14 protein-coding genes and 1 pseudogene are annotated in these 17,422 nt (G+C 75.6%); 10 read left to right on the top strand and 5 right to left on the bottom strand.

Going from position 1 to position 17,422, the window contains the following annotated elements; translation table 11 throughout:
- Nucleotides 1-82: 82 nt before the first annotated feature.
- From ACFVHB_RS17605 to ACFVHB_RS17590, 4 genes are all read left to right on the top strand, one after another.
- Entirely contained in the window at nt 83-1,654 is a 1,572-nt protein-coding gene (locus tag ACFVHB_RS17605; RefSeq protein ID WP_380322230.1) for an amidohydrolase family protein, read from the top strand.
- 34 nt (nt 1,655-1,688) lie between these two features.
- Nucleotides 1,689-2,354: a bifunctional 4-hydroxy-2-oxoglutarate aldolase/2-dehydro-3-deoxy-phosphogluconate aldolase gene (locus ACFVHB_RS17600; protein ID WP_380322227.1), complete on the top strand. Its 666-nt coding sequence runs from the start codon at nt 1,689-1,691 to the stop codon at nt 2,352-2,354.
- A gap of 179 nt (nt 2,355-2,533) precedes the next feature.
- Entirely contained in the window at nt 2,534-4,114 is a 1,581-nt protein-coding gene (locus ACFVHB_RS17595; protein WP_380322224.1) for an alpha-amylase family glycosyl hydrolase, read from the top strand.
- Between the two features lie 273 nt (nt 4,115-4,387).
- The gene (locus ACFVHB_RS17590; protein WP_380322221.1) at nt 4,388-5,461 is read left to right on the top strand and encodes a hypothetical protein; all 1,074 of its coding nucleotides are present in this window, start codon (nt 4,388-4,390) and stop codon (nt 5,459-5,461) included.
- Between the two features lie 46 nt (nt 5,462-5,507).
- On the opposite strand, the gene ACFVHB_RS17585 is transcribed toward ACFVHB_RS17590, so the two are convergent.
- Together ACFVHB_RS17585 and ACFVHB_RS17580 are read right to left on the bottom strand one after the other, a co-directional pair.
- Complete coding sequence (locus ACFVHB_RS17585; protein WP_380322218.1) at nt 5,508-6,230, bottom strand: (2Fe-2S)-binding protein; 723 nt, start codon at nt 6,228-6,230, stop codon at nt 5,508-5,510.
- A 329-nt stretch (nt 6,231-6,559) separates the two neighbouring features.
- A complete protein-coding gene (locus tag ACFVHB_RS17580; protein WP_380322215.1) occupies nt 6,560-6,706 on the bottom strand; it encodes a hypothetical protein in 147 nt (48 codons plus the stop codon).
- 456 nt (nt 6,707-7,162) lie between these two features.
- Here ACFVHB_RS17580 and ACFVHB_RS17575 point away from each other — a divergent pair, with 456 nt between their 5' ends.
- Complete coding sequence (locus ACFVHB_RS17575) at nt 7,163-8,404, top strand: sensor histidine kinase (protein WP_380322212.1); 1,242 nt, start codon at nt 7,163-7,165, stop codon at nt 8,402-8,404.
- A 232-nt stretch (nt 8,405-8,636) separates the two neighbouring features.
- Nucleotides 8,637-9,296 (top strand): response regulator, encoded by a 660-nt coding sequence (locus tag ACFVHB_RS17570; protein WP_380322338.1) that lies wholly within the window; start codon nt 8,637-8,639, stop codon nt 9,294-9,296.
- A 367-nt stretch (nt 9,297-9,663) separates the two neighbouring features.
- Here the strand turns inward: ACFVHB_RS17570 and ACFVHB_RS17565 are convergent, their stop codons facing one another.
- Nucleotides 9,664-11,505 (bottom strand): helix-hairpin-helix domain-containing protein, encoded by a 1,842-nt coding sequence (locus ACFVHB_RS17565; RefSeq protein WP_380322209.1) that lies wholly within the window; start codon nt 11,503-11,505, stop codon nt 9,664-9,666.
- A gap of 335 nt (nt 11,506-11,840) precedes the next feature.
- Here ACFVHB_RS17565 and ACFVHB_RS17560 point away from each other — a divergent pair, with 335 nt between their 5' ends.
- From ACFVHB_RS17560 to ACFVHB_RS17550, 3 genes are all read left to right on the top strand, one after another.
- Nucleotides 11,841-12,638, top strand: a complete 798-nt coding sequence (locus ACFVHB_RS17560; protein WP_380322206.1) for a hypothetical protein — start codon at nt 11,841-11,843, stop codon at nt 12,636-12,638.
- 166 nt (nt 12,639-12,804) lie between these two features.
- On the top strand, nt 12,805-13,476 hold the full coding sequence (locus ACFVHB_RS17555; RefSeq protein ID WP_380322203.1) for an ArsR/SmtB family transcription factor: 672 nt from the start codon (nt 12,805-12,807) through the stop codon (nt 13,474-13,476).
- Entirely contained in the window at nt 13,473-14,891 is a 1,419-nt protein-coding gene (locus ACFVHB_RS17550) for an MFS transporter (protein ID WP_380322200.1), read from the top strand. The genes ACFVHB_RS17555 and ACFVHB_RS17550 overlap by 4 nt, the downstream gene beginning before the upstream one ends.
- A 97-nt stretch (nt 14,892-14,988) precedes the next feature.
- On the opposite strand, the gene ACFVHB_RS17545 is transcribed toward ACFVHB_RS17550, so the two are convergent.
- Nucleotides 14,989-15,657 carry a DUF6629 family protein gene (locus tag ACFVHB_RS17545; RefSeq protein ID WP_380322197.1) on the bottom strand — a complete coding sequence of 223 codons (669 nt, stop codon included), beginning with the start codon at nt 15,655-15,657 and terminating at the stop codon, nt 14,989-14,991.
- A gap of 276 nt (nt 15,658-15,933) precedes the next feature.
- Nucleotides 15,934-16,773, bottom strand: a pseudogene (locus tag ACFVHB_RS17540) (DMT family transporter); the annotation flags it as partial.
- Between the two features lie 233 nt (nt 16,774-17,006).
- Between ACFVHB_RS17540 and ACFVHB_RS17535 the strand changes: the two are divergent.
- Complete coding sequence (locus ACFVHB_RS17535; protein ID WP_360192205.1) at nt 17,007-17,270, top strand: dsRBD fold-containing protein; 264 nt, start codon at nt 17,007-17,009, stop codon at nt 17,268-17,270.
- Nucleotides 17,271-17,422: the final 152 nt, after the last annotated feature.

Below are 17,422 nucleotides of genomic sequence, written 5' to 3'. Positions count from 1 at the left end.
TGGGCCGAGCGCGGGTGCTGCGGGCTCGGGCGGTGCGGGCTCGGGCCGTGCGGCCGGGGCGGTGGTCTTCAGGGGCGCGACCGTGGTCGACGGCAGCGGCGCCGACCGGTACCGCGCCGACGTCCGGATCGAGCGGGGGCTGATCACCGCGATCGGCCGAGGCCTGGGCGCGGCCGGGGTGGACGCCGACGGGCTGGTGCTGGCGCCCGGCTTCATCGACCTGCACGCCCACTCCGACCTCGCCCTGCTGCGCGAACCCGAGCACCCCGCCAAGGTCACCCAGGGCGTCACCTGCGAGGTCCTCGGCCAGGACGGCCTGTCGTACGCGCCGGCCGACGACACCACGCTGCCCGCCCTGCGCCGCCAGCTCGCCGGGTGGAACGGCGACCCGGAGGGCTTCGACTGGGACTGGCGCACCGTGGGCGAGTACCTGGACCGGCTCGACCGGACCGGCACCGCGGTCAACGCCTGCTACCTGGTCCCGCACGGCTCGCTGCGGATGCTCGCCGTGGGCTGGGCGAACCGCGCCCCCGAGCCGGCCGAACTCGACCGGATGCGAACGCTGTTGGCCCAGGGGCTGGCCGAGGGCGCGGTCGGGATGTCCAGCGGACTGAGCTACACCCCCGGGATGTACGCCGGCACCGCCGAGCTGGTCGAGCTCTGCCGGGTGGTCGCCCGCTACGGCGGCTTCCACGCGCCGCACCAACGCTCCTACGGGGCAGGGGCGTTGGAGGGCTACGCGGAGATGGTGGAGATCGCCCGGCAGTCCGGCTGCCCCGTCCACCTGACCCACGCCACCATGAACTTCGGCGTCAACCGGGGCCGGGCCGGCGAGCTGCTCGACCTGGTCGACCGGGCGCTCGCCGACGGCGTCGACCTCACCCTGGACAGCTACCCCTACCTGCCCGGCTCCACCACCCTGGCCGCCCTGCTGCCCGGTCGGGCCACCGAGGGCGGCCCCGCGGCCACCCTGGAGCGGCTCGCCGACCGCGACCAGTGCGAGCGGATCCGGTACGAGGTCGAGGAGAAGGGCAGCGACGGCTGCCACGGCGTGGTCACCGACTGGGCGACCGTCCAGCTCTCCGGCGTCGGCGACGCCGGCCTGACCGGCCTGGTGGGGCGGACCGTCGCCGAACTCGCCGCCGAGCAGCGGCGCAGCGGTACCGAGGTCTTCCTCGACCTGCTCCGTCGGGACGGACTGGCCACCACCGTCCTCCAGCACGTCGGCCACGAGGAGAACGTCCGGGCGATCATGCGGCACCGCGTGCACACCGTGGGCAGCGACGGCCTGCTGACCGGCGCCCGGCCGCACCCGCGCGCCTGGGGGACCTTCCCCCGCTACCTCGCCCGCTACAGCCGCGAGTTGGGCGTGCTCACGCTGGAGGAGACGGTCGCCCGGATGACCGGCCGCCCGGCCGCCCGGCTCGGGCTGGACCGGCGCGGCCTGATCGCCCCCGGCCACCACGCCGACCTGGTGCTCTTCGACCCGCGGACGGTCCAGGACACCGCCACCTTCGAGCAGCCGCGGCTGGCCGCCACCGGCATCGAGCACGTCTACGTCAACGGCACCGCCGTAGTCCGGCAGGGCCGCACCACGGGCGCCCGGCCCGGGCGCGCCCTGCGCCGAACCGACCGAGGGACCCGAGCCTTATGAGTGAGCTGAGCGAGCGATTCATCGAGGGGTGCGCATGAGTCCCACACCCGCCGTTCTCGCCCGGGCCCGCGCCGTGATGGCCGCCTCGCCGGTCATCGCCGTGGTCCGCGCTCCCCGGATCCCGGACGCCGCCGCGCTCTGCGGGGCGCTCGCCGAGGGCGGCATCCGGTTGACCGAATTCACCTTCACCACACCCGATGTGACGATCCATCTGCGCCGGGCCGCCCGCGAGGGCTGGCGGGTCGGGGTCGGGACGGTGCTGACCGCGGAGCAGGCCGAGGGGGCGATCGCGGCCGGCGCCTGGTTCGTGGTGACCCCCGGGCTCCGGCCCGAGGTGGCCCGGGCCGCGCACGCCGCCGGGGTGCCGGTGCTGCTCGGCGCGCTCACCCCGACCGAGGTGCTCCAGGCGGCCGAACTCGGCGCCGCCGCCGTCAAGATCTTCCCGGCCCGGGCGTTCGGCCCCGGCTATTTCAGGGACCTGCGCGGTCCGCATCCGGACATCCCGCTGGTCGCCTCCGGCGGCGTCAACACGGGCAACGCCGCGGAGTTCCTGGCGCAGGGCGCGCTCGCGGTCTGCGCCGGGACGGACGTGGTGCCGCCGGAGGCGGTCGCGGCCGGCGACTGGGCCGAGATCACCCGCCGGGCGAAGGCGTTCACCGAGGCCTGCGGGGCGGCGGGAGGCGGGGAAGGGAGCAACTGAGGCCCGCCGGCGGGGGAGGCGCGGAGGCGCGGGCGGGAGCCACCGACGCGGGCTGTCGGGCCGGCCGGGATTGGACGAGAATCGGTAGACCCGGCCCCCGTCCACGGCACCCAGCCACCAGCACTCAGCAACCAGCACTCAGCGCCCGGCACTCGGCACTCGGTAGGAGGATCCACCCCATGACCTCGACCCGCCCCGGCCCCGACTGGCTGGCCGACGCCGTCCTCTACCAGATCTACCCGCAGACCTTCGCCGACTCCGACGGCGACGGCATCGGCGACTTCGCGGGCATCGCCGAGCGCCTCGACCACCTCGCCTGGCTCGGCGTCGACACGGTCTGGCTCACCCCCTGCTTCCAGTCCCCGTTCCGCGACGCCGGGTACGACGTCAGCGACTACCTCGCGCCCGCCCCGCGGTACGGCACCGCCGAGGACCTGGCGGCGCTGGTCGAGGCGGCCCGCCGCCGGGGCATCCGGCTGCTGCTCGATCTGGTCGCCGGCCACACCTCCGACCGCCACCGGTGGTTCCTGGCCGCCGCCGAGGACCCCTCCGACCACCGGTACATCTGGTCCGACCGACCGGTGGACGGCTTCGTCGCCTCGCCCGGCAGTCGCCCCGGCTGGTACCGGCCGAACTTCTTCGACTGTCAGCCCGCGCTCAACTTCGGCTACGCGCGCAGCCGTTCCGACCAGCCCTGGCGCCAGCCGGTCGACGCCGACGGGCCGCGCGCCAACCGCGCCGCGCTGCGCGGGATCATGGCGCACTGGCTCGGCCTGGGCGTGGCCGGCTTCCGCGTCGACATGGCCTCCTCACTGGTCAAGGACGACCCCGGGTTCACCGAGACCGCCAAGCTCTGGACCGAACTGCGCGACTGGCTCGACCGCACCCACCCGCAGGCCGCCCTGTTCGCCGAGTGGGGCGACCCGGCCACCGCCGTCGCGGCCGGCTTCCACGCCGACTTCTTCCTCCAGTTCGGCGGCGCCGACCGGGGCCTGCCGCTGCGCTCGCTCTGGAACAACAACGCCGGGACGGTGGAGGAGTTCTGGCAGCAGGGCCCGTGCTACTTCGACGCCGAGGGCCGCGGCACCCCGCAGGTCTTCCTGGACGCCTGGCGTTCCGCCGCCGAACTCACCGAGGGTGCCGGGTACATCGCCCTGCCCACCGCCAACCACGACTTCTCCCGGCTCGCCACCGGCCCGCGCACCGCCGCCCAGCTCGCCCCCGCCTTCGCGCTGCTGTTCACCTGGCCCACCCTGCCGGCCGTCTACTACGGCGACGAGATCGGCATGCGCTACCTGCCGGGCCTGCCCGACGTCGAGGGCAGCGTGCTCGGCCCGCACTACAACCGGGCCGGCTCGCGCACCCCGATGCAGTGGGAGCCCGGGCCGAACGCGGGCTTCTCCACCGCGCCGGCCGAGCGGCTCTACCTGCCCGTGGACCCGGACCCGCACCGCCCCGACGTCGCCACCCAGCGGGCTGACCCGACCTCGCTGCTGCACACCGTCCGCCGGCTGATCGCGCTGCGCCGGGCCCACCCGGGGCTGGGGGCCGGCGGGTCGGTGGACGTCCGGCACGCCGGGTACCCGCTGGTGTACGTCCGGGCGGGCCGGTACCTGGTGGCCGTCAATCCGCGCCGGGAGCCGGGCGCGGTGGCGCTCGGGCCGGTCACGGCGCGGCCGCTGGACGTGCACGGGGTGCGGGTGAGCGGCGGGGAGCTGCGGGCGGAGGGCTTCTCGTACGGAGTGTTCGAGCTGGGCTGACGTACGGCCGAGCTGCGGCCGGGCCGCGGCTGAGGAGGGTCTGGGCCCCCGTTGAGGAGGGTCTGGGCCCCGGCTGAGGAGGGTCTGGGCCGCGGTTGAGCGGGGCGGTGGGCGGGGGCGGGCTTCCGGACGCTTTCGCAATGGTTGTACACTGCATCCAGATGGTTGCATTTACCATCCGATTTGCCGCGTGATCGCGCGATCCCCCGCTCGTGTGCGGGCGCGTCGTGCGGCCTGTCATCGAGAACGCCACCGGAGGACGGAACGAACACCATGAGCACTCCCCAGACCACCGCCGCGGCGCCCACCCTGGGGCACTCGCTCAAGCACCTGGCCGTCCACCTGCTCACCCCGCTGCTGATGTGCCTCGGGATGGCCCTCGCCTACCAGGGCGCGTTCCACCAGCCCGAGCCGAACCACCTGAAGGTCGCCGTCGTCGGCACCACCCCGCAGGCGCAGGGCCTCGCGGACGCCGTCCGGGCCAAGGCGGGCCCGGCGCTCGACGTCAGCACGCTGCCCGGCCGGGAGGCCGCCGAGCGGCAACTGCGCGACCGCGACCTGGTCGGCGCGTTCCTGCCGGACGCCCAGCACCCCGAGCTGCTGATCGCCAAGGCCGGCTCGGACACCTCGGCGATGGCGGCCGAGGCGGTGTTCCGGAACGTCACCGACCGGCAGGGCGTGCCGCTGCGCGTCACCGACCTCGCCACCCCGGCCGAGGGTGACCCGACCGGGCAGGGCCTGTTCTTCCTGCTGGTCGCGCTCAGCATCGGCTCCTACGGCAGCGTCGCGGTGATCGGCGCGGCGGGCGCGGCGCTGGGCATGCGGGTCCGGGCGCTGGTCGGCCTGGCCGCCTCGTTGCTGGTCAGCGTGATCGGGATCGTCACCGCCGGGCCCGTGTTCCACGTCGTCGACCACGACCTGGCGGCCGTCTGGGCGCTCGGCTGGCTCTACTCGGCCGGTGTGGTCGCGATCGGCATCGGCCTGCACACCTTCTTCAGGCGGTGGACGACGCTGGTGATGATGGTGCTGTTCGTGATGCTGAACTTCACCACCTCCGGCGGCGTCTACCGGCCCGACCTGCAGAACGGATTCTTCGGCGGTCTGCACTCCTTCTGGACCGGCGCCGGCTTCCTGGAGGGCACGCGAAGCCTGCTCTACTTCGACGGCGGCGCGGGCTTCGGCGGGCACCTGCTGACCCTGGCGCTGTGGCTGCTGCTCGGCGCCCTGGTGATGGCGGCCGCCGCGCTCCACGAGCGGCGCGGACGGTCGGCGGAGCGGCGGTCGGCGGCGCGGGCGGACCTCGCGGCGGAGGCGGAGGAGGAGATGGAGGAGGCGGTCGCGGTCTGACCGCGACCGCGCTCGCGCGGCGCAGCCGGCTGGGCCGCCGGCGAGGTCAGCGGCGGCGCGGCGGCCGGGCGAAGCAGCAGTCGCCGCAGACGCCGGCGTTCGGGCCCACCCGGTAGTACAGGCAGCAGCTGTTCCGCCGGAAGCCCGCGCCGCGCAGCGTTCCCGTGCCGGCCAGGGGCGGCCGTTCGAGCAGGTCCGCCGCGAGGGCACGGGCCCGGCCGGGGGCCGCGTGGGGGCCGAGCATCCGCAGGGCGCCCGCCAGCGCGGAGGCGGCGTTGCCGTCGAGCAGCCGCTCCGACAGCGGCACCGCGGCCCGGACGGCGGCGGCGAGCGGCGCCAACTGGCCCTCGACCAGGGCGTGGTGGAGCCGGTCGGCGAGTGCGGACCCGTGCGTCCACGGCTCCGGGGTGCGCCGGTACGGTGCCCAGAGGTCGATCGGGCCCTGGTCCGGTACCCGCACGTACGCCCGGTCCGGGTCGAGGTCGGGGACGACGTCCAGCAGGACGGCCGCGCCGAGGCTCACCGAGCAGAACCGGGCGGCCAGTCCGAGGTGCAGGATCGAGGCCGCCACCCGCGGTTCGGCGGTGCCGAGCCGCCGCGCCACCTCCCGCACCCGAGCGGTGAGCGGCGCGTCCGGCCCGGCCGCGTAGAGCTCGCGCAGTGGCCGGAAGCCGGGCGGGGGCCCGTCCGTGGCCGTGGCGGCGGCGTCCAGTGCGAAGTACGGGCCGACGGCGGCGAGTCGGCGGTAGTCGGGCGCGGTGGCGGTCACCGGGGGACCGCCACCCGGGGCCGGTGGCGGGGCGCCGCGGTGGCGGCCGGGCGGCGGTCGGGCATCGGGTGGTCCTCCGGGCGGGGCGGGTCGGGCGGTCAGCCCCGTACGGTGAGGTTGCCGTGGTCGGTCCCGGGCAACGGTACCGTGCCCCGGCAGTCCGCCACCGGGACGCCGAACGCGCCCAGGAGTCAGCCCGGGCGGTCGGCACGGCCGTCGTCGTGCACCCGTGAGCGGCGCCTCGGCGCCCACGGACTCGATCCCGGGGGACCACGGCCTCTCGGCGCTGGCGACCACGCCGGTGGTGATCGCGTCCCGGCCGCCGACGGTCACGCGGGTGAGGTCGCCTTCGAGATCGGCCACCGGCCGTTCGTCCGGGCGGTGGTGGTCATGTGGAACTGGCCCCGGGGGTGCGAGGGGGAGTCGTTGGCCTCGGTGCGCACGTCGACGTCGAGGTGGACCCGGTCACCCTCCATCCCGGTGAAGGCGCGCGCGAGGGTGCCGCCGCCGCTGCCCGGGGCCGGGTGGCCGGGGCGCCGCCAGGTTTGGAGTCGGCTGCCGGGGCGCCGGCGCGGGCGGAGTCGGCCGAGCCGGTGTCGGCCGGAGCGGCGGTGCCCAGGGCGTGACGGCGGTGAGCGGGCGAAGGGCGGTCGCGGTGGCGGTGCGGGTCCAGGCGGTGTCGGGGCGGTGCCGGCTGCCGGTGCCGGTTCGGGTGCGGCCGGTCGCGGTTCGACGCATGGTGGTCGGTCCTTCCGGACGGGTGGTGCGCTGGGGCTGACGAAGCTGACGAAGCCAATCTGCGAGATGACGTGCCGTCAGACCTCGTGCCGTGCTGGGAATCCGCTCCACCCCGGGGAGGTTCCGGCCACCCCCGGGAGAGCCGGGCCGGACCGCGCGCGGCGACGCATCTGCCCACCCGTAGGCTCGGCCGCATGCGTACCGCAACCCCGGCGTCCGTCGCCGTCCGGCTCCGACGGCCGCTGTCCGTCGTCGCGGCGCTCGGCGTGCTGGCGCCGGTGGTGCTGGCGCACCCGGGCGAGCGGGCGGCCGCGCTGCTCCTGGCCTCGGCGGCGGCGCTCGCCTCGGTGGCGGCCGTCCTGCCGTGGCCGTCCCGCCGGGTGACGCTCGCGGGGGCGGCCGGCAGCGTCGCGGCCGTCTCGCTGCTGCTGGACGCCGGCTACCAGGGTCCCTACCGGCTCGCCGGGTTCTGGCTGTTCTTCGAGTGGCTCGCGCTGGTGGCGCTGCTCGGCCGGTCGGTCCGGCGGGTGCCCGGCCGGTGGGCGGGACCGGTCGGGGCGGCGGTCGGCCTGGCCGCACTGCTGGTGCCGCTCCGGTTCACCCTCCGGGTGCCCGGGGGCGGCGCGGCCGGTTCGCTGATCGCTCTGCTGCTCTCCCTCCTCACGGCACTCGGCGTGGCCGGCGCCGGCCTCTACCTCCGCGCCCTGGACGCCCGCCGGGAACGGGCGGTGGCCGGCGCCCGCCGCGCGCAGCGGCTCGAAGTCGCCCGCGGATTGCACGACTTCGTCGCCCACGAGATCACCGGCATCGTGCTGGAGGCGCAGGCCGGCCAACTGCCCGGTCAGGACGCGGCGGAGACGGCCGCGCTGCTGCGCCGACTGGAGGAAGCCGGCCTGCGGGCACTGGACTCGATGGACGCGATGGTGGGAGCGCTGCGCGATCCCCAGGCCGACGAGGAGGCCGCGCGGGGTGCGGCCGTGGGTGCCACCAGGCTCCACGGGCCCGGCGACCTGCCGGAGTTGGTCGGCCGCTTCGCGGGGAGCGGCGCGGTTCGGGCCACCGTCGAGCTGGCGCCGGAGGCGGCCGGACTGCTGTCGCGCGAGGCCGGGGACGCCGTGTACGCGGTGGTCCTGGAGGGGCTGACCAATGTGCGGCGGCACGCGCCCGGGGCGACCGAGGTGGTGGTCCGGGTGGCGGTCGTGGCCGGGCCGGACGGCCGGGCGGTCGAGGTGTCGGTGACGGACGACGGCGGGCGTGGCGCGAGGGGGCGTGGCGCGAGGAGGCTGCGGCTCCGCCGCCCGGGCAGTGGCGGCACCGGACTGGCCGGGCTGGCCGAGCGGGTGGCGGCCCACGGCGGAACGCTGGACGCGGGGCCGCACCGGCCGTCGGGATGGCGCCTCGGCTGCTTCCTGCCGGCGCGTCAGGAACGGTGCTAGTCAAGGCTCGGGGCCGCCGGGTGGCGCCGGGTGGCAGGGGGCGCGCGGGCCGGGGCGTGCGAGACTGCTCCCCGTGACGAGTCCCTCCCCGGTTCCCCGTCCGGACCTCCGTCCGGACCCCCGCCCGGCGTCCGCTGCGGTGCCCGGTGCTGTGGAGGGCGGTGCGCTGGGCGACGAGGTGGACGCCGAGGTGGGAGGCAGGGTCGGGGAGGCCGGGGAGACCGCTCCGGGGATCATCCGGACGCTGATCGCGGACGATCAGGAGGCGGTCCGCCGGAGCGTGCGGCGGATCCTGGAGGCGCAGCCCGACATCACCGTGGTCGGTGAGGCGGCCGACGGCGCCGCCGCGCTCGACCTCGCCGGGCGGCTGCGCCCGGACGTCGCGCTGGTGGACATCCGGATGCCACGGATGGACGGCCTGGAACTGACCCGGCGGCTGGCCGGGCCGGGGGCCGCCACGCCGGTGCGGGTGGTGGTGCTGACCACCTTCGACCTCGACGAGTACGTCTATCCGGCTCTGCAGCACGGGGCGTCGGGCTTCCTGCTGAAGCGTTCCGGCCCGGCGCTGCTGGTCGAGGCGGTCCGGGCGGCGGCGAGCGGCGAGAGCCTGATCAGCCCGTCCGTCACGGTCCGGTTGCTGAAGCACGTGACGGCGCCGCGGCGGTCGGAGCACCGTCGCGGGCCGGTGGTGCCGCTCACCGAGCGGGAGGTGGAGGTCGCCGGCCAGGTGGCGGCGGGCCGGACCAACGCCGACATCGCCGCCGAACTGTTCATCTCACCGGGCACGGTGAAGACGCACGTCGCCAGCATCCAGCGCAAGCTCGGGGTGCAGAACCGGGTCAGCATCGCCGTGCACGCCTGGGAGATGGGGTACGCGGTGCCGATCGCGTAGTGCCGGGGACGAGTGCCCTCAAGACACACGGTGGAGCACATGACGGAACCTGCGAGGCGGGGGTGGCCTCCGGACGTCGTGTCCTCCGGCCTGACAGTTCGATCGTCGACCGAGGTACCAGCGGCAGACCCTGATCCGTCTCGATCTGTCGCCACTGCCTCCTGCGGTCGAACTCCCTCAGCTGCCTCGCAGGTCCACTTCCATGGTGCTCCTCCGCGGGCCGTCGCACCAGGGTTTTCCGCTGCGAAATCGGGCGAATCTGGCCATTGGTCCGGGTTCGTTCGTCGCTGCCTGCCGCTGCCTGCCGCTGTCCGTGGCTGTCCGTGGCTGCTGGTGGCTGTCCGTCGCCGTCCGCCGTCGTTCGCCGCTACCGCAGCGCGTCCTTGCGCAGGAACCGCTTCAGCCGCTGCCACGGCCAGGTGTTGATCACGTCCTCGGTGGTCAGCCAGGCCCGTTGGGCGGTGCCGATCCCGTACCGCGGGTAGGCAAGGTGGCCGGTGGCGTGGGCGTCGCTGTCGATCGAGAACTTCACGCCGAACCGCTTCGCCCGCAGGGCGTCCTCGTCGCGCAGGTCGAGCCGCTGCGGAGAGCTGTTGATCTCGATCGCGGTGCCGGTCCGGGCGGCCGCCTGGAAGACGGCGTCCAGGTCGACGTCGATCGGCCCGCGCCGGCCGATCCGCCGGGTGGTGAGGTGGCCGATGACGTGCACGTGCGGGTTCTCGCAGGCGCGGATCAGCCGGCGGGTCTGGGTGGCCCGGTCGGCGCCGAAGTGCGAGTGCACGGAGGCCACGCAGACGTCGAAGCCGGCCAGGAACTCGGCGGGCCAGTCCACCCCGCCGTCCGGGCCGATGTTCAGCTCGGTGCCGTGCAGCAGCCGCATCCGCTTGTGCCGGCCGGCGAGTTCACGCAGCTGCTCACGCTGCGCGAGCATCTTCTCGTCGGTCATCCGCTGCATGACCAGGTCGGGCGCGTGGTCGGTCACCGCGAAGTACGCGTAGCCGCGGGCGGCCGCCGTGTCGATCATCTCCTCCAGGGTGGCCAGCCCGTCGGTGAGGTCGGTGTGGGTGTGCAGGTCGCCGCGCAGGTCCGCCTCGGTGACCAGCTCCGGCAGTTCGTCGCGCAGCGCGGCCTCGACCTCGCCCCGGTCCTCGCGCAGTGGCGGCGCGATCCACGGCAGTCCGAGCGCCGCGTAGACCTCCTCCTCGGTGGCCGAGACGACCTTCCGGCCCTCGCGCTCCCCGGACCCCGCCCCGTCGCCGGTCGCGTCCTTCGTCTTCGGCCCGCCCTTCCCGGCCGGCTTGCCCTGCGCCTCGCCCTTCGCGCTCTGCTTGCCCTTCGCGTCGCCGACGGCCTCGAACAGCCCGTACTCGGAGAGCTTCAGGCCGGCCCGGACGGCCATGGTGCGCAGCTTGATGTTGTGCGCCTTGGAGCCGGTGAAGTACACCAGCGCCGCGCCCCAGTCCTCCTCGGGTACCACCCGCAGGTCCACCTGGAGGCCCTTCGTCGTGCGCACCGAGGTCTTGGTCGGGCCCCGCGCGATCACCTCGGCCACGGAGGGGAGTTCGGTGAGCGCGGTCATCAGCGGCTCGGAGTCCTCGGCGGTGGCGAGCACGTCGATGTCGCCGACGGTCTCGCGCATCCGGCGCAGCGAACCCGCGTACGTGCAGCGGGTGCAGCCCGGCACGGCCGTGATCGCCGCGACGATCTGCTCGGCCTGGTCGGTGGCCGCGTCGAGCAGGGTCCGCCCGCCGGACTGCCGCATCAGCTCGATGCCGTGCAGGATCTTCTCGCCGCTGCGCTCGCCGAACCCGGCCACCTCGCTCAGCCGGTCCGCGCGGATCGCCTCGGCGAGCTGGTCGACGGAGGCGATGTCGAGGTCGCGGTAGAGCGCCAGGGCGCGTTTGGGGCCCACGCTGGGGACGGCCATCATCTCCCGCACCCCGGCCGGGATCTTGGCGCGCAGTGTCTCCAGGGCCTCCATCCGGCCGGTGGCGAGGTACTGGGCGACCTTCTCGGCGGTGGACTTCCCGACGCCGGGGATCTGCTGCAGGCCCTTGAGGTCCAGGCCGGCCACGTCCTCCGGGTAACCGCCGACGGCGCGGGCGGCCTTCTCGTAGGCGCGGGCCCGGAAGGCGTCGCCGCCGGTGATCGAGATCAGGTCGGCGTACTCCTGGAGCAGCTCCTGGACCTGGTCGTTGAGCCGGGTCATGGGGTCAGTCTAGGTTCGGCCGGCTGATCGGGCCGGGCGGGCGGACCTGGTGGGTGGGCCGACCGGGGCGGGGGCCGCGAGCCGGGGTCCGGGGCGGTGACCCGGGGGAGCGGTGGGGCCGAGGGGCGCGTGCCGGTGGCGGGTACGGCCCCGCCGGTCGGCCGGGGCGCGTACCCGCCGACCGGCGGGGTGCGGGGTCCGCCTTGTGTTCACGCGCCGGATTGTCACCCGGGTGGCGGGGGCGCAGGCTAGGCGGAGGGGCCGGGAACGCGGGCCCTGTCCGGCCTGCCGCGCGTCGTCGCGGCGCTGGCCCGTGACGTACGAGGGGCAGGGCGATGGCACGCGGGAAGCTCTGGGGCTACGTCGCCTCGGGCGCCAGGTTGTTCGGCGTGTTCGGCGGCCCGGGCGGGCCCGGGCCGGCCGGTGGTGCCGGTGGCGGCTCCGGTGGATCCGGCGGCTTCGGCCGTGGCGCGGACGGCGGTGCCGCGGACGGCCCGGGGCGGCCGCCGCAGGGCGTGATGGCCGCGCCGCGGGCGCTCTCCCGGCCCGAGCTCGAACGGGTGGGCTGGACGGACCGACCGGCGGGCTGCGGCCCGCAGGCGCAGCACGTGCGGGTGGGCGAGGTGGTGCAGCGGGTGCTGCGGGGCGGCGGCCGGGCGGCGTCGGTCACGGTGCGGGTGCCGGACGGCCTGCCGGTGGTGGCCGCGGATGCGCGGCGGCTGGAGTCCGCGCTGGCCGGGCTGGTCGATCACGCGATCCGGCGCAGCCCGTTGGGTGACCGGGTGCTGGTCCGCGCCGAGGCGGTGGTGGACCGGAGCGGGGGCGGGGCGGCCGCGGCCACGGGTGGTGCGGCGGCGGACCGGGCGTGGGTGGAGCTCAGGGTGGTGGACCGCGGGGCCAGCGAACTCCCCGAGGCGCGTGCCTGGTTGCTCGCCGGCCTGCGGTCGGACGGTCCCGTCGGTCCCGTCGGTTCTGGCGGTCCCGTCGGTCCGGCCGGGCCGGGGGGTGCCGTCGGGGCGGGTGGCTCGGCGGGGCGCGGGCTGGTCCGTGCGGCGGGCGGTCGGCTGGCGGTCGAGCAGACCCCGGGCGGCGGTCTGACCGTGGTCCTGATCCTGGCGGTCGCCCGCGACTGACCGCGACTGACCGCGACTGACCGCAGCCGAGCGCGGCCGGCCCGCCGCCCTTCCGCCCGTCCACTTCCCGTCGGCCCGTTTCCTGCCCTCCCGGTCCGCCGGGACCGCAAAGTCTTCTTTGCAAAAACTCTTTGCGAAGGAGTCTTTGCGGTTCTAGGCTGCTGCCATGACCGAACCGCAGAAGTGGCAGCACGGCCCGGAGCCGCAGACCGACGTCGTCGTCCTGGACGCCAAGGGCCTGCGCGCCCTGGCCCACCCGGTGCGCGTCCAGCTGGTCGGGCTGCTGCGCCGCCACGGCCCCTCCACGGCGACCAGGCTCGCCGAGCGGATGGGGCTGACCTCGGGCGCGACCAGCTACCACCTGCGCCAGCTGGCGGCGGCCGGCTTCGTCGCGGAGGATCCCGAGCGGGGCAACGCCCGCGAGCGCTGGTGGAAGCCGCTGCACCAGACCACCTGGTGGGCCGACCGGGACTTGGCCGACGAGGAGCCGGAGGCCGCGATCGCCTACCTGCGCTCGATCGTCGCCGCGAACGCGCTGACCACCCAGCGCGCGCTGAACGCCTTCGAGACCATGCCGCAGGAGTGGCGGCGCTCCTTCGACTTCAGCGACTGGGGTCTGCTGCTGACGCCGGAGGAGGCGCGCAGCCTCGCCGGTGAGGTGGCGGAGGTGATCGGTCGCTACCGCCGGTCCGACGCACGGGACACCGCACCCGACGGCGCGGAGCGGGTCGCGGTGGTGCTGCAGGTGCTGCCCGACCCCGAGGGCGGACCGGACGACGACGCTCAGGCCGGTGCGGCCGCGACGGGTGAGACGGGTGAGACGGAGGACCGGGCATGACCACCACCACCTCGGTACAGCCGCCGCGGGCCGCTGCTCCGCGCAGCATCCGGCCGCTGGCGGGCGTGCTCGGAGCGATGGCGATCTCCCTGACGGGGACGCGGGTCTCGGCCATCGCGTTACCCTGGTTCGTCCTCGCCACCACCGGCAGCGCCACCATGACCGGTGTCGTCGCCTTCGTCGAGATGACGCCGTACGTCCTGGTCAAGGCCCTCGCCGGACCGGTCATCGACCGGCTGGGCCCACGGGTCGTCTCCTGGACGACGGACGCGGCGAGCGCGGTGGCCGCGGGCCTGATCCCGCTGCTGCACGGCCTGGGCCTGCTGCCGTTCTGGCTGCTGCTCGCCCTGGTCGGGCTGGTCGGCGCGGTCCGCGGCCCGGGGGACTTGGCCAAGGAGGTGATGGTCCCCGACGCGGCCGACCGGGCCCGCATACCGCTGGAGCGCGCGACCGGCCTGGCCGGGGTCACCGAGCGGCTGGCCTCCACGGTCGGCCCGGCGGTCGGTGGCGGGCTGATCGCCCTGCTCGGCCCGATGGCCGGTCTGACGGTCAACGCGGTCGCCTTCGCGCTCGGCTCGGTGGTCATCGGGCTCGCGCTGCCCCGCGGCATGGGGCGGGCGGCGGCCGCGCCGGAGCCGGCGGGCGGGAGCGGCCGGGCGGAGGCCCAGCCCGGGTACTGGCAGATGTTCCGCGAGGGCTTCGCCTTCCTGCGCAGCGAGCCGCTGATGCTCACCGTGATCGTGATGATCGGCGTGACCAACCTGCTCGACGCCGGGTTCATGACGGTCCTGGTCCCGGTGTGGGCGCAGGAGTCCGGCGGCGGCCCGGCCGCCATCGGCCTGACCGGCAGCGCGTGGGGCATCGCCGCCGTCTGCGGCAGCCTGATCGCGGCGGCCGTCGCCCACCGGCTCCCGCGCCGGACGGTCTTCTTCGCCGGCTTCCTGCTGTGCGGAGCCCCAAGGTTCCTCGTCCTGGCGCTGGACGTGCCGATGGGCGTGGTGCTCGCGGTCTTCGCGGTGGGGGGCTTCGGCTCCGGCTTCCTCAATCCGATCCTCGGGGCGATGACGTTCGAACGCGTCCCGCGGCACCTGCTCGGCCGCGTCGGCGCCCTCGGCGACTCCCTGGCCTGGGCCGGCATCCCGCTCGGCGGCCTGCTCGCCGGCACCGCCGTCGCCCTCTCCGGACTGATACCCGTGCTGTTCGTGTGCGGTGGCCTGTACTTCGCCACCACCGCGCTCGCCGGACTGCGACCCGAGTGGCGCGACATGGACCGCCGCCGCGGCCACGGTCCGGCCCCCGAACCCGCTCCCGAATCCGCCGCCGTGCCCGCGTCCGGACCCGCGTCCGGACCCGCGCCCGGATCCGAACTCACCTCCGCACCTGCCGAGCCCGCGCGACCGACCGTGGCGGTGTAGCGCCCGGTCCGGTGGCGGCGGGCACCCGGGTCACGGAGCACGTGGACGTGGCGCGGCCGTGCCATCGCCGCGCCCGGCCGCGCCCGGCCGAGGTCGCTCAGAGCCGCTGCCGGCCGACGTCGGTGGGTGGTGGCGGGTGAGCGGTCCAGTGGAGGAGGAGAACGCTGGCGACGGCGGCGAGGGCGCACCAGGTGGAGACGAAGGCCAGCCGCCACAGGAGGGCGCAGACGAGGGCGCCGGCGCCGGTGAGGAGGCCGAGCCGGCGGAGCAGGCGGTCGTGGCTGAGGAGGAGCGGGCCGATGGTGGCGAGCAGGTAGCCGGTCAGGAGAAGGACCGGGTGGGGAACGCCGATCGCGTACCCGAGGGTGTGGCCGTGGTCGGTGGCGGTCACCGGGCCGCTGGCGACGGCAACGGCAAGCGGGGCGGCCACCAGCAGGCCGAGGAGGAGGAACGGGCGCAGGTGCCGCCGGCGGTCCGGCTCACGGGTCGCGTGGAGGACGCCGGCCGGGACGAGGACGGGGAGCAGCGGCAGCGCGATCACCGCCCAGGCGGTGCGCGCCCAGCCGGCCGGTCCGGCGGGCAGCCCGCCCTCGACGCCGGACCAGACGGCGGCCTCGACCAGCTGGTGCACGCCCAGGACGAGCGGGAGCGAGGCGAGCAGCAGGCGTTCCGGCCGCCCGGCACGAGCCGTGCGGACCAGGCAGAGCATGCCGATGCCCGACACCACCCCGCCGGCGATCAGGTCCGCCTGCGCGCTCCAGCACATTCCGCCGCCGCCGATCCGATCCGCGCTGTCCGCCGCCGGTTCGCCGCAGGTCCGTCGCTGCCCGGCCGGCTACCGGGGGCCGCCGGGGCCGGGGCCGGGGGTGTCGTCGGTGCCGCGGTTCGGCCGGTCGCGGCCCTCCGCCTCGGTCACGGTCTCGGTCACGTTCTTCGAGGCGTCGGCGGGCGCCGGCTTCTCCACGGCCTTCCCGTCGTCCTCCTCGACGTCCACGTCCTCCGGGAGTTCGCCGAAGGTCTCCAGGAGATCGCCGGTGGTACCGGGCATGGCGGGGTGGCGGCCGATCACGATGACGCCGATGACGATGGCCATCAGTCCGACGGACTCCCAGGCCAGCGCACCGGGGGTGACCCGGAGGCGGTCGCCGAGGAAGCCCACCGCGCACGCGATGCCGGTGACCGGCTGGGCCGCCGTCAGCGCGGGCAGGGACATCCGCAGCGGTGCGGCCTCGAAGGCGCTCTGCACCAGCAGCAGGCCGACCACGCCCGCCGCCACCACCGCGTACGGCTGCCAGCTGCGCAGCACGGCGTCCAGCCCGTCGTGGTCGAGGCGTTGGGTGGTGGTCCGGGTGAGTGCGTCCTGGAGGCCGTAGAGCAGGCCGGCGGCCAGGGCCAGCAGGGTGGCCTCCTCGAACAGCGGCAGCTTGCGGGCGAGTGACACCAGGAGCAGGGTCAGTCCGGTCACCGTGCCGACCACCAGCCAGTGCCGCAGCTCGCCGGCCGGTGGACCGCCGCCGGTCGGGCGGCCGGCCACGATGAACGCGGTCACGCCGAGGCCGAGCAACAGGACCCCGGCCCAGCCGGAGCGGCCGAGGCTCTGGCGGGTCAGCATCCGGGACAGCGCCATGGCGAACAGCAGGTTGGTGGCGAGCAGCGGTTCGACCAGCGAGACCTCGCCCTGGTTGAGGGCGAGCGCGGAGAGGATCAGTCCGCTGACCATGAAGCCGGTGCCGAGCAGCCACTCGGGCATCCGCAGCAGGTCGAGCAGCAGTCGCCAGTGCAGCAGGTCGGCACGCGGCGCCCGCTGTGCCGCGTGCTGCTGGAGGACGAAGCCGAGGCCCAGGCAGCAGGCGGCGCTGAGTGCGAGGAGGAAGACCACCACGGAGGGACCACCTGAACGTCGCTGCCGGCGCCGCACCGGCGGTCCATCGCCCGACTGCGGTCGCGGCGCGCTGTCGCCAGCCTACCGCCGGGGCGGGGCGCCGACCCGCGGGACGCGGCCGCGCTTGCCGCCTTGGGCGGAGCGGGCGCACGCTGGTGTGAGCAGCCGCCACGGGCTCTGCATCCGTGCCGGTCTGACCAGGCAGGACGGGGGCCGGTGCCAGGAGGTGTGGCATGCACAACCAATGGGACGTGGAGCTGAGCTTCGAGGAGGACGGCGTCCACACGGGGTGCGAGGCGAGACTGACCGGGGCGAGGGCGCCGGGTCTCAGCGCGCACGGTGAGGCCGTCAAGAGCGCCGACGACCGCCCGCTCGCCCGGATCGGCGAGGAGGTCGCTGCCTCCCGCGCGCTGGAGGAACTGGCCCACAAGCTGCGGGCGCAGGCCACCGGGGAGATCGAGGACGAGGGCCGCCGGCCCGGTTACCTGATCTACTGACGGGAGCCGCCCACCGGCGGCGGCCACGGACATCGGGAGAGCCGGCCGTCAGGATCCGACGGACCGCCAAGGGGCACCGGGGCCGCGGACGGCGCGGCCCCGGGTGGGTGCCTCGGTGGGGTTCGTCGGGGCGATCGGGCCGCGGTCCGGCG

It is taken from the genome of Kitasatospora sp. NPDC127111 (genome assembly GCF_042677465.1).
Taxonomy (GTDB): Bacteria; Actinomycetota; Actinomycetes; order Streptomycetales; family Streptomycetaceae; genus Kitasatospora.
Note: the sequence above shows the minus strand (reverse complement) of the source record. Positions and strands in the feature narration are given on the sequence as shown.

What these genes read in the sequence shown, in the direction of transcription:
- ACFVHB_RS17580 (WP_380322215.1), bottom strand. Translation starts at nt 6,706, where the DNA reads ATGGAGGGTGACCGGGTCCACCTCGACGTCGACGTGCGCACCGAGGCC.
- ACFVHB_RS17545 (WP_380322197.1), bottom strand. Translation starts at nt 15,657, where the DNA reads ATGTGCTGGAGCGCGCAGGCGGACCTGATCGCCGGCGGGGTGGTGTCG.
- ACFVHB_RS17590 (WP_380322221.1), top strand. Translation starts at nt 4,388, where the DNA reads ATGAGCACTCCCCAGACCACCGCCGCGGCGCCCACCCTGGGGCACTCG.
- ACFVHB_RS17565 (WP_380322209.1), bottom strand. Translation starts at nt 11,505, where the DNA reads ATGACCCGGCTCAACGACCAGGTCCAGGAGCTGCTCCAGGAGTACGCC.
- ACFVHB_RS17595 (WP_380322224.1), top strand. Translation starts at nt 2,534, where the DNA reads ATGACCTCGACCCGCCCCGGCCCCGACTGGCTGGCCGACGCCGTCCTC.
- ACFVHB_RS17600 (WP_380322227.1), top strand. Translation starts at nt 1,689, where the DNA reads ATGAGTCCCACACCCGCCGTTCTCGCCCGGGCCCGCGCCGTGATGGCC.
- ACFVHB_RS17535 (WP_360192205.1), top strand. Translation starts at nt 17,007, where the DNA reads ATGCACAACCAATGGGACGTGGAGCTGAGCTTCGAGGAGGACGGCGTC.
- ACFVHB_RS17575 (WP_380322212.1), top strand. Translation starts at nt 7,163, where the DNA reads ATGCGTACCGCAACCCCGGCGTCCGTCGCCGTCCGGCTCCGACGGCCG.
- ACFVHB_RS17550 (WP_380322200.1), top strand. Translation starts at nt 13,473, where the DNA reads ATGACCACCACCACCTCGGTACAGCCGCCGCGGGCCGCTGCTCCGCGC.
- ACFVHB_RS17560 (WP_380322206.1), top strand. Translation starts at nt 11,841, where the DNA reads ATGGCACGCGGGAAGCTCTGGGGCTACGTCGCCTCGGGCGCCAGGTTG.
- ACFVHB_RS17555 (WP_380322203.1), top strand. Translation starts at nt 12,805, where the DNA reads ATGACCGAACCGCAGAAGTGGCAGCACGGCCCGGAGCCGCAGACCGAC.